The sequence below is a fragment of the Shinella sp. GW835-FHT14H05 genome (assembly GCF_058793575.1).
The window spans coordinates 1159901-1168908 of the sequence record NZ_JBXAFY010000001.1; the positions used below are offsets into that span (position 1 = coordinate 1159901).

The 9008-nt window shown below is 64.8% G+C and carries 12 protein-coding genes; 4 read left to right on the forward strand and 8 right to left on the reverse strand.

Annotated features, from left to right (window positions below; genetic code table 11):
• Nucleotides 1-42: 42 nt before the first annotated feature.
• Both AC1Q6Z_RS05680 and AC1Q6Z_RS05685 read right to left on the reverse strand, forming a co-directional pair.
• On the reverse strand, nt 43-720 hold the full coding sequence (locus AC1Q6Z_RS05680; protein ID WP_435267202.1) for a MerR family transcriptional regulator: 678 nt from the start codon (nt 718-720) through the stop codon (nt 43-45).
• A 333-nt stretch (nt 721-1053) separates the two neighbouring features.
• Nucleotides 1054-2145 (reverse strand): hypothetical protein, encoded by a 1092-nt coding sequence (locus tag AC1Q6Z_RS05685; RefSeq protein WP_435266967.1) that lies wholly within the window; start codon nt 2143-2145, stop codon nt 1054-1056.
• A gap of 246 nt (nt 2146-2391) precedes the next feature.
• Between AC1Q6Z_RS05685 and AC1Q6Z_RS05690 the strand changes: the two genes are divergently transcribed.
• A complete protein-coding gene (locus AC1Q6Z_RS05690; protein WP_492647013.1) occupies nt 2392-3144 on the forward strand; it encodes a pyridoxine 5'-phosphate synthase in 753 nt (250 codons plus the stop codon).
• 43 nt (nt 3145-3187) lie between these two features.
• Here the strand turns inward: AC1Q6Z_RS05690 and AC1Q6Z_RS05695 are convergent, their stop codons facing one another.
• Nucleotides 3188-4075 carry an SDR family oxidoreductase gene (locus AC1Q6Z_RS05695; RefSeq protein ID WP_492647014.1) on the reverse strand — a complete coding sequence of 296 codons (888 nt, stop codon included), beginning with the start codon at nt 4073-4075 and terminating at the stop codon, nt 3188-3190.
• Nucleotides 4076-4227: 152 nt separating this feature from the next.
• Here AC1Q6Z_RS05695 and AC1Q6Z_RS05700 point away from each other — a divergent pair, with 152 nt between their 5' ends.
• Together AC1Q6Z_RS05700 and AC1Q6Z_RS05705 are read left to right on the forward strand one after the other, a co-directional pair.
• Nucleotides 4228-4635, forward strand: coding sequence for a winged helix-turn-helix transcriptional regulator (locus tag AC1Q6Z_RS05700; protein WP_256117024.1), 408 nt, complete (start codon nt 4228-4230; stop codon nt 4633-4635).
• Between the two features lie 18 nt (nt 4636-4653).
• Nucleotides 4654-5898, forward strand: a complete 1245-nt coding sequence (locus AC1Q6Z_RS05705; RefSeq protein ID WP_492647015.1) for an FAD-dependent oxidoreductase — start codon at nt 4654-4656, stop codon at nt 5896-5898.
• A gap of 6 nt (nt 5899-5904) precedes the next feature.
• On the opposite strand, the gene AC1Q6Z_RS05710 is transcribed toward AC1Q6Z_RS05705, so the two are convergent.
• A complete protein-coding gene (locus tag AC1Q6Z_RS05710; RefSeq protein WP_492647016.1) occupies nt 5905-6618 on the reverse strand; it encodes an aspartate/glutamate racemase family protein in 714 nt (237 codons plus the stop codon).
• A 168-nt stretch (nt 6619-6786) separates the two neighbouring features.
• On the opposite strand from AC1Q6Z_RS05710, the gene AC1Q6Z_RS05715 reads away from it, so the two are divergent.
• Nucleotides 6787-7251, forward strand: a complete 465-nt coding sequence (locus AC1Q6Z_RS05715; protein WP_256117020.1) for an Lrp/AsnC family transcriptional regulator — start codon at nt 6787-6789, stop codon at nt 7249-7251.
• 57 nt (nt 7252-7308) lie between these two features.
• On the opposite strand, the gene AC1Q6Z_RS05720 is transcribed toward AC1Q6Z_RS05715, so the two are convergent.
• From AC1Q6Z_RS05720 to AC1Q6Z_RS05735, 4 genes are all read right to left on the reverse strand, one after another.
• A complete protein-coding gene (locus AC1Q6Z_RS05720; RefSeq protein ID WP_256117019.1) occupies nt 7309-7518 on the reverse strand; it encodes a cold-shock protein in 210 nt (69 codons plus the stop codon).
• Between the two features lie 199 nt (nt 7519-7717).
• A complete protein-coding gene (locus AC1Q6Z_RS05725; RefSeq protein WP_492647017.1) occupies nt 7718-8080 on the reverse strand; it encodes a DUF4087 domain-containing protein in 363 nt (120 codons plus the stop codon).
• Between the two features lie 10 nt (nt 8081-8090).
• Nucleotides 8091-8390, reverse strand: coding sequence for a hypothetical protein (locus AC1Q6Z_RS05730; protein ID WP_256117017.1), 300 nt, complete (start codon nt 8388-8390; stop codon nt 8091-8093).
• 118 nt (nt 8391-8508) lie between these two features.
• Nucleotides 8509-8889 carry a BRA0787 family protein gene (locus AC1Q6Z_RS05735; RefSeq protein WP_256117016.1) on the reverse strand — a complete coding sequence of 127 codons (381 nt, stop codon included), beginning with the start codon at nt 8887-8889 and terminating at the stop codon, nt 8509-8511.
• Nucleotides 8890-9008: the final 119 nt, after the last annotated feature.

Sequence of the window (9008 nt, forward strand, 5' to 3'; positions counted from 1 at the left end):
GATATACGGGCCAGTCGTCATGTCCGGCCCATGACGTCGGCCTTAGTGGCCGACGATGCCCAGCATGACCGCCTTGGCGACGGCCTGGAAACGGTTGTTGCTGTTGAACTTGGCGATGATGTTCTTTTCCATCACCTGCACTTCGCCGGGCTCGATTTCAAGCGCGCGGGCGATGCGGCTCGTCGGGTAACCTTCCGCCATCAGGGTGAGGCAACGCAGCTCCGCCGCCGCGAGGCTCGCGCTGGGCGTGTTGTCGTTGGTCTCGCTCTCGTGGGCGGCGCTGAAATCGAGCAGCTCGTTGATCTGCTGCATCTGCCGGCGGATCGTCGATTGCTGTGCGGCGAGTTCGCGCTTGCGGGCGGTCATGGCGTTGCGGAAGACGCCGTCGGCCTCTTCTTGGCTTTCGGCCGCCGAGAGGTGCTCCAGCAGTTCCTGGATCACCGCGACGGGCATGCCTGTCTCGCGGCAGGTGTTGACGACCGCCATCTGCTGGATTTCCTCCGGGCCGTAGACCCGCATGGGGCCGACGCGGGCCGCCGTCAGCAGGCCCTTTTCCTCGTAGAAGTGCAGCGTGCGATGGGTCACGCCGAAGGCGTTCGCCATGTCCGCGATGGCAAGCCGCCCTTCCGGCAGGTTTTCCGGCAAGGGTGCGACGGGCAGGAAACGAATGGATTTGCGCGCGCCCGTCCGGCTGTCGGCCTTCTTTGACTCATTGGTCATCATGAAAGCGGCCCGCAAATAAGAAATCTGGTCATGTGCTTAACCCCCGGTCGCCGGCAAAAATCCTCTTCCCCGTGAAGTCTGGATCTCGAGCCGGCGGACAATGCCCACCATTCCCCCGGCTGTGCAGGCCGGTGGAACTGTATACGATCGCGCAAAGGTTCCCGATCCGTTTCGCGACGCGATTGTGCAGGATCATGAACCCGAGCGGCACACATTACCAATCCGCCCAGCATCGTAAAATAAACCCAAGGCTTGGGCGTGCCTATCGTTATATCTAGGGATGTATTTTCTGGTGGCGCGGGCGCGTGGGCTGCAAGGAAAAGGCGAGTGCTACCGGGTCAGGCTGAAGCTCGTTCCGTCCGGAATCGGCGCTTCGGCAAGGGCCGCGGAGGGCTGCAGCGTACAGGCGGACGGCCGGCCGAGCGGCGGCGTGCCGCGCGGCGGACCCTGCTCGCTGTGTGCAAGACATTCCATCGTGCCGCTTGCCGTGCCCGTGCGCATGGCGTGGCGATAAAGCGGGCCGGTCGCCGACAGGGTGCGGGCGGCGAAATTGACGGCCTCGTAGGCGATGCCCGCCTTGCTGCGCAGCTGCTCGGGGGAGAAATGCCGCGCATAGACCGTGTCGCCGGATTGTTCGTGGATCAGGCGCGCATAGATGCCGTGGCCGTCCGACCGATTCTCAATGCGGATCGAATAGGACAGCGGATGCGTGTCGGCCGCCTCGCGCTTGTCGACGAGGTGCACGGTCCGGTGATAGCCGGCGGAGCCGGCGATGGCGCGGGCGAGCGCATTGCATTCGCCGCCCGACGGCCAGCATTGCACGATGTGCAGGCTCGGCAGGGCCTGGGCGCGGCCGGCAAGCCGGTTCTGCACCGAGAGCACGAGCTGCGCCTTGGCGATCGCCGCATTGGTCGCCTCCGGGTAGACGGAAGGGGCCAGGAAGAACAGCGGCAAAAGCGAGAACAGGGCGATCGGCGAGGAGATCGGCGCCGGCAGCCAGGAGCGGCGCGGTGCGGGCTTCTGCCGCACCACCGGACGCGCGATGGCCGCTACGGGCGGGGCCGGCTCCGGGCGGTCCTTGAGGATGCTGTATTCGGGAACGTAGCTGCCGAGCGGCACGCGAATGCGCAGGTGATCCGCCGCACCTTCCGTCTCGTAATAGTGTTCGAGAAGCTTCCTGAGCTTGCCGGCCTGGACGCGCACCAGCGGATCGTTGCCGGCGTCGAAACCCGACGGACGGGCGAAGACGTCGATGCCGATGCTGTAGCCCTTCAACTGGGCCGCCTTGCCGGACAGTTCGTTCTCGACGATGTAGGAGAGGAAGGAGCGCAGCCGCTCGGAACGGGCGAAGGTCTCGCTGGTGATGACGGCGTTGAGCGCGCGCCGCACGAGATCGCACGCCGGCCTGTCGGTCCTGCTCATGGTGTTGCCACAGAGGAGGCCATCTTCGCTGCCTGGTTTCCTTCCCGTTCCGCTATCGAGGCGCTGGAGCGCGCTATCCCCAAAATTCTGGGGGAGTTTATCGGTGATTCTTGATGATGGGCAAGGGGCGAGCCGATCCCTCCCGGGCAAATCGCGCGCGAGCCCCGTTCCTGCGGCTCTTGCGGCGATTGCCCTTGTGGAAACAACAGGCTAGACCTGTGTCCTTCAACAGGAGCCCGCTTCGTCATGCCTGCGAAACTGTCGGTCAATCTCAACGCCATCGCCATGCTGCGCAACCGCCGGGACCTGCCTTGGCCGAGCGTCACGAGCCTTGGCCGGATCGCCCTTCAGGCCGGCGCCAGCGGGCTTACCGTGCATCCGCGGCCGGACCAGCGCCATGTGCGCTTCTCCGATCTCGCGCCGATCCGCAACCTCATCGACAGCGAATTTGCCGGCCTGGAATTCAACATCGAAGGGTTTCCGGAAGAGGGGTTCATGCGCCTCGTCGAGGAGCATCGCCCCGAGCAGGTTACGCTGGTGCCGGACGATCCGTCGCAGGCGACCTCGGACCATGGCTGGGATTTTCGCAGGAGCCACAATCTTCTCGGCAACATCGTCGGCCGGCTGAAGAAGCTCGGCCTTCGTGTCTCGGTCTTCGCCGATGGCGCGCCGGACCACGAGGCGCTGACGATCGCGAAAGAGGTCGGCGCCGACCGGATCGAGCTTTATACCGGTCCCTATGGCGGCTGTTACGACGATCCGGCGGAGGCCCAGCGCATTGCCGACGTGCTCGGCGCGACGGCGGATATCGCCTTCGATCTCGGCCTTGAGGTCAATGCCGGCCACGACCTGACGGTCGCCAACCTGCCGATGCTGGTTGCGCGCATTCCGCGCCTTGCCGAGGTGTCGATCGGCCATGGCCTGACTGCCGATGCGCTGGAATATGGCATGGCGGAATCGGTGCGCCGCTTCTGCCGCGCCTGCGGCCAGGACGTCTGACGGCAGCGCGGCGCCCCTTTAGGAGCGCCGCACCAAAAAATCATCAGCCTAGAAACGCTGCCTTGCTGGCGGCGACGAAGTCCTCGAACAGGGTCAGCGGGCGGCCGGACAGCGTTTCGGCATCGCTCGTGACCATCGCGATCTTGCCCTCGCGCGTGTTGGCGTCGAAGGAGACGATGGTGGGGATGAAGCCTTCCGGCAGTCCGGCGCCCTTCAGGCCCTCGGCAAGCTGGGCATCCGTCACATGCACGACATTAAGCGGCTTGCCGGTTGCAGCGGAAACGATGGCGGCAATTTCTTCCGCCGTGTGGGTCTGCGGGCCGGTCAGCGTGTAGGTTTTGCTTTCGTCGCCAGCCTTCAGCACCGCGCCGGTGATGGCGGCGGCGGTGTCGTCGCGGGTGATATGGGCGATCTTGCCCTCACCGGTGGCGGTGTACCAAGAGCCGGTTGCAAGCGCGTGCGGCAGCGACATGAAGAGGTTTTCCGCATACCAGCCGTCGCGCAGGATCGTGTAGGGGATGCCGGTCGCCTTGATGGCCTGTTCGGTGCCGAGATGGTCGGGGGCGAAGGTGACGAGCGAATCGTCCGGCTGCGGCATGGAGGTGTAGAGGATGTGCTTCGCGCCGGCCTTCTTTGCGGCGGCGACGGCGGCCTTGTGCTGGGCGAGGCGGCGGCCCGGCTTGTCGAGCGCGTCCGTCGAGATGATCAGCACTTTGCCGGCACCGGCGAAGGCGGCACCGAGCGAGGCTTCATCGTCGAAATCGGCGGCGCGGACCGTGACACCTTTGGCGGCATAGGCCTCCAGCTTGGCGGTGTCGCGCGTCGTGGCGATGATATCGGCCGGCGCGACCTTGCCGGAGGCGATGAGCTTGTCGAGGACGAGGCGGCCGAGCTGGCCGGAGGCGCCGGTAATGAGAACTGTGTCGGTCATGTCTATGGCCTTTCTGGCAGGGCTGGCGGGAAGGCGCCTACGGTTCCTGCTGAGGGTTGGTCTCTTATTGAGACTTGCTCTTATCTGGTGATCTGCTAGAGCCTGTAAAGGAGGCAGTTTTTTCTGCGGTGGTTACCTGGAGGGAACCTTCTATGAACAAGATCGTCGAGCGCGCCGAGGGCGAACGCGTCATGCTGATCGATGGCATTGCCATGTCAATGGACGATTGTCCGGTGCGCGACGTGCTGGACAGCGTCGGCGGCAAGTGGACCTCGCTGATGATCCTCGGCCTTGCCGACGGGCCGCGCCGCTTCTCGCAACTCCGCCGCTTCATTCCGGACATTTCGCAGCGCATGCTGACCCAGACGCTGCGCGACCTGCAGCGCGACGGCTATCTCACGCGCACCGTCTATCCCACCCAGCCGCCCAGCGTCGAATATGGGCTGACGCCGCTCGGCCACTCCTTCCTTGCGCTTCTGCGCTCCCTCGTGCAGTGGTCTACGGAGAACCACGGCGCGATCCGGGCTGCACGCCTGGTCTATGACGCCGCCAAGGACTGACGCACCGGGGAAGGCGGCATGAAGCGACTGGATATCGGCATTGCCGGCGCAGGGCCTGCGGGGCTCGCGGCCGCGCTCTTTCTGGCGCGCGCCGGCCATCGGGTGGAACTCATCGAGCGCTTCGACCAGCCGTCGCCCGTCGGCTCGGGCCTGCTGATGCAGCCGACGGGGCTCACCGTGCTCGACGCCCTCGGCCTGTCGCCCGCCATCCACGCGCTCGGCAACCGCATCGACCGGCTGCACGGCGCCGATGCCCGCAGCGGCCGGACCGTGCTCGACGTGCGCTACGACGCGCTTTCCGGCGGCCGTTATGGCCTTGCCGTGCACCGGGCGGCGCTGTTTTCGGTGCTGCACGATGCGGTGAAGGTCGAGGGGCTTCCCATCCGCACCGGCATCACGCTCGCCAAGGCCGAAACCCGGCAGGCCCGCACGGCCCTGCACGATCCCGATGGCGAGATCGTCGGCGACTACGATCTGGTGATCGATGCGACCGGCGCGCGCTCGCAGCTTGTCGCGGCCTCCATCGTCTCGCCGCATGTGCGGGAGCTGCCCTGGGGCGCCTTCTGGGCGACGCTCGATTGCGACGACATCGCGCATGATGCGCGCGCTCTTGCCCAAAGGTATGACGCCGCGAAGGTGATGATCGGCGTGCTGCCGGTCGGGCGTGCGCATGCGGGTGAGGGGCGCAAGGCCGCCTTCTTCTGGAGCCTCAAGACTTCAGAGGCAGAGGCGGTGAAACAGGCGGGGCTGGAGCGCTGGAAGGCCGGCATCCGCGACTATTGGCCGGAGACGGCGCCCTTCCTCGACCAGATCACGGATTGGGACCAGCTGGCGCTCGCCCGCTACGCCCACCGCACCACGCTGCCGCCCTATGCGGATGGCATCGTCTTCATCGGCGACAGCGCCCATTCAACGAGCCCGCAGCTCGGGCAGGGGGCCAACATGGCGCTGCTCGACGCGGCCGCGCTGGCGCATGCCCTGTCATCGGCGGCGTCGCTGGAGGAGGGGCTGGCGGCCTATGCGGCCGCCCGGCGCAACCATGTGCGGCTGTTCCAGCTTCTCTCCTACGTCTTCACGCCGTTCTACCAGTCGGATTCGCAGGCGATCGCCTGGTTGCGCGACCGGCTGGTCGCGACGGTCGCGAAAATTCCGCCAGCGCCGCAGATCCTGGCGGCGATCGTCTCCGGCACGCTGACCGACCCGTTCGCACGGGCCGGGCTGGAGGAATGCCGCTGGCAGGAGAAGGCGCTTCGCGAGGCTTGAGCGGCCTCAAGCCGCCTTGCTGATGGCGAGCGGGCCAAGCGCGAAATCGACGGCGGCCCTGGCATGGATCGCGGTCGAATCGAAGCCCGGCAGCGGCAGGTTTTCGGGATCGAGCAGCAGGCAGATTTCCGTGCAGCCGAGGATGACGCAGTCCGCACCCTGTTCGCGCGCCGTCTCGATCAGGGCGAGCACGCGCTCGCGGGAGGTTTCAAGCACCTTGCCCTGGCAGAGCTCGTTGAAGATCACGTCGTGGATCAGCGTGCGGCCGGTGTCGTCCGGCACCATCACGTCGAGGCCGACCGCCTTCATGCGGTCCGCGTAAAAACCGTGTTCCATCGTGTAGCGCGTGGCGAGCAGCAGCGGGCGACGCTTGCCGGCTGCGAAAATTTCGCGCGCGGTCTCGTCGATGATGTTGAGGAGCGGCGCCTTGACGGCGGCCTGAACCGCATCGGCGACGAGATGCATGGTGTTGGTGCAGATCAGCACGCAGTCCGCGCCGGCCTTTTCCAGGCCCGCGGCCACGGCGCCGAGGCGCTCTCCGGCGGCATCCCAGCGGCCCGCCTTCTGAAGGTCGACGATCGACTGGAAATCCACCGAATGCACCAGCACGTCCGCCGAATGCAGGCCGCCCAGCCGCGCGCGCACCGCCTCGTTGATCATGCGGTAATAGACCGCCGTGCTCTCAAAGCTCATGCCGCCGATAAGGCCGATCGTCTTCATGCTCGTCTCCCGCTGGTGATGTCCATGACGACCAGAATGCCGCGCCCCTCGCGGCGATTGTTCGCAAAGTTTCGACCGACTTGGTGTGCTCGCGCCAATTATTCTTGCAAAGTTGGTCATCTGCGCGCTTTCATTGCTCCATCTTTGAATTGAGCGGAGAATCTCGGCGTGCTGGATGAGCGGGACCGGAAATTGCTGGCGCTGTTGCAGGAGGATGCGGGCGCGCCCGTCGCCGTGCTGGCGGAGAAGGTGAACCTTTCGCTCTCGGCTTGTGCGCGCCGCATCCAGCGGCTGGAGGAGAGCGGGCACATTGCGGGGCGGGTGGCCCTGCTCGACCGCGACAAGATGGGCGTGCCGACGACGGTTTTTGCGCTCATCAAGACGGCGCATCACAGCGATGACTGGATCGCGCTGTTTTCCCGGGCGATCGCCGATATTCCCGAGGTCGTCGAGGCGCACCGGCTGACGGGCAATTACGACTATATTCTCAAGATCGTGCTGCCGCGCGTCGAGCATTACGACGTGGTCTACAAGCGCATCGTGCGCAAGGTCGAGCTTTTCGACGTTTCCGCCTCGATCTCGATGGAGGTGCTGAAGAGCGGATCGCGCCTGCCGGTCGATCACGCCGAATAGCGGGCATAAAAAAGGCCGGTCGAAACCGGCCTTTCCATTTCAGTGCCGTGGCGGCGATCAGGCTGCGGCGAGCTGATCAGCCGACATCTTGCCGGACTTGCGGTCGCGGACCAGCTCGAAGCTGACCTTCTGACCTTCGTCCAGACCCGTGAGGCCGGCGCGCTGAACGGCGGAGATGTGGACGAAAACGTCCGGCTCACCGCTGTCCTGCTGAATGAAGCCGTAGCCCTTGGTCGTGTTGAACCACTTTACGGTACCAGTTGCCATGACGAAACCTTTCTAAGCCGTCAAATCAATCTTCGGTCGCCGGATTGGCGACCATGGGAGGTCGAATTTGAAGGGTAGGTTCGTACTGCAGGCGGGAACGCCTGCAAATGCAGAAGTCAACGTTCAAATCTCGATGCGGGAGAAATAAGTGCTTCGACGCCCCGGGTCAAGACAGGAGCACGCCGGCTTTTGTGCTTGATCAATCCGGCGGTGAAAGGGCCGGATCGTTCGCACATTTCGCGATCGGCAACTGGCGGAAGGAATGAATGGCGAGGATGCGGCCGTCGGCATCGTCGGTGTCGACGCTCATGCAGGCGCAGGCGTATCCATAATTGCCGTTGGTGCGCACATAGTCGCCGGCGGAAATGTCCGGGATGATGTCGATGCCGTCAGGCTCCTCGCCGCCGCCCTGCGTCATCAATGTCCAGCTTCCGTCGGCGTCATTCAGCCACCAGTTCGCCGGCGTGGGATTGTGCAGCCAGCCGCAGCGGTTTTCGGCGGCTTCAGCGGCCGTGCCGGCGGCAAGAGCGATCAGGAGGGCACCCAGAACCAGTCTTTTCATCGCCATATCCTCACTTCACGATCTTCTTGCAGTGAAACATGTCGCCGCTCGCTTCCGAGGCCCAGTCCATCTCGCTGTCGGTGATGTTGGCAAGGCCAATGCGGTAGTCGTCGGCGAAGGTCAGCGTATAGGCGCCGCCGTCCTTTTCGCTCTTCACGATCGGCATGGGGCCTTCGCCCGAATCATAGGTGTCCGCGGTGAAGGTGAAGGTCGCGACCTCGCAATTCCAGGTGCCGACATAGGGCGGCTCCTCGGCGGCGATTGCGGGCAGGGCGGAGAGAAGAAGGGCGGCAGCGGCGAGGCGAAACATGGCGGGAATCCGTCGCAGGAGGGCAGGCACTCCCATAACGGGTAGCGCCTGTTCCTTATTCCCGTCTTACCATGCGATGAAAAGAAAAAGTCCCGCCAGGGACGGGACTTTCTCTGGATCAGGCAGGACGCCGCTTGTCGACGCGGTGATGGTCGAGGAAGGCGGCGATGGCAGCCTCGCCGTAGAGGCGGCGCTGTTCGACGAGAGCCACGGCTAGCCGGGCCGCATCGCCGAAGGTGAGGATGTCCGCGCCGGCGGTTGCCGGATTGCGGGCAAGGGTGTCGGCAACGATCTCCGCCATGGTGCGTGGCAGGATATCCGTGCACTCGCGCATGCTTTCGAAGACGATGCCGATGGGAATGATCTGGTCTTCGTAGATCACCATCGGTTCGGCGCGTTCGTCTTCCCAGGCGTCAAAGGCTTCCAGGGCGTCGCCGAACACTTGCTGCAGAGTGATGGGAGCATGTCCTTCGTGAAGGTCTGGCAGGAAATTCAACATTTTCTGTCTCCTTGGCGTAAGGGCGTTTCGCTTCGTACTCCTGATACTCAGGCCTCGATGCCGGCATGGCCGTGCTTGTCCAGAACGGCCTGCTGCACCGCAGGTCTCACAAATCTTAA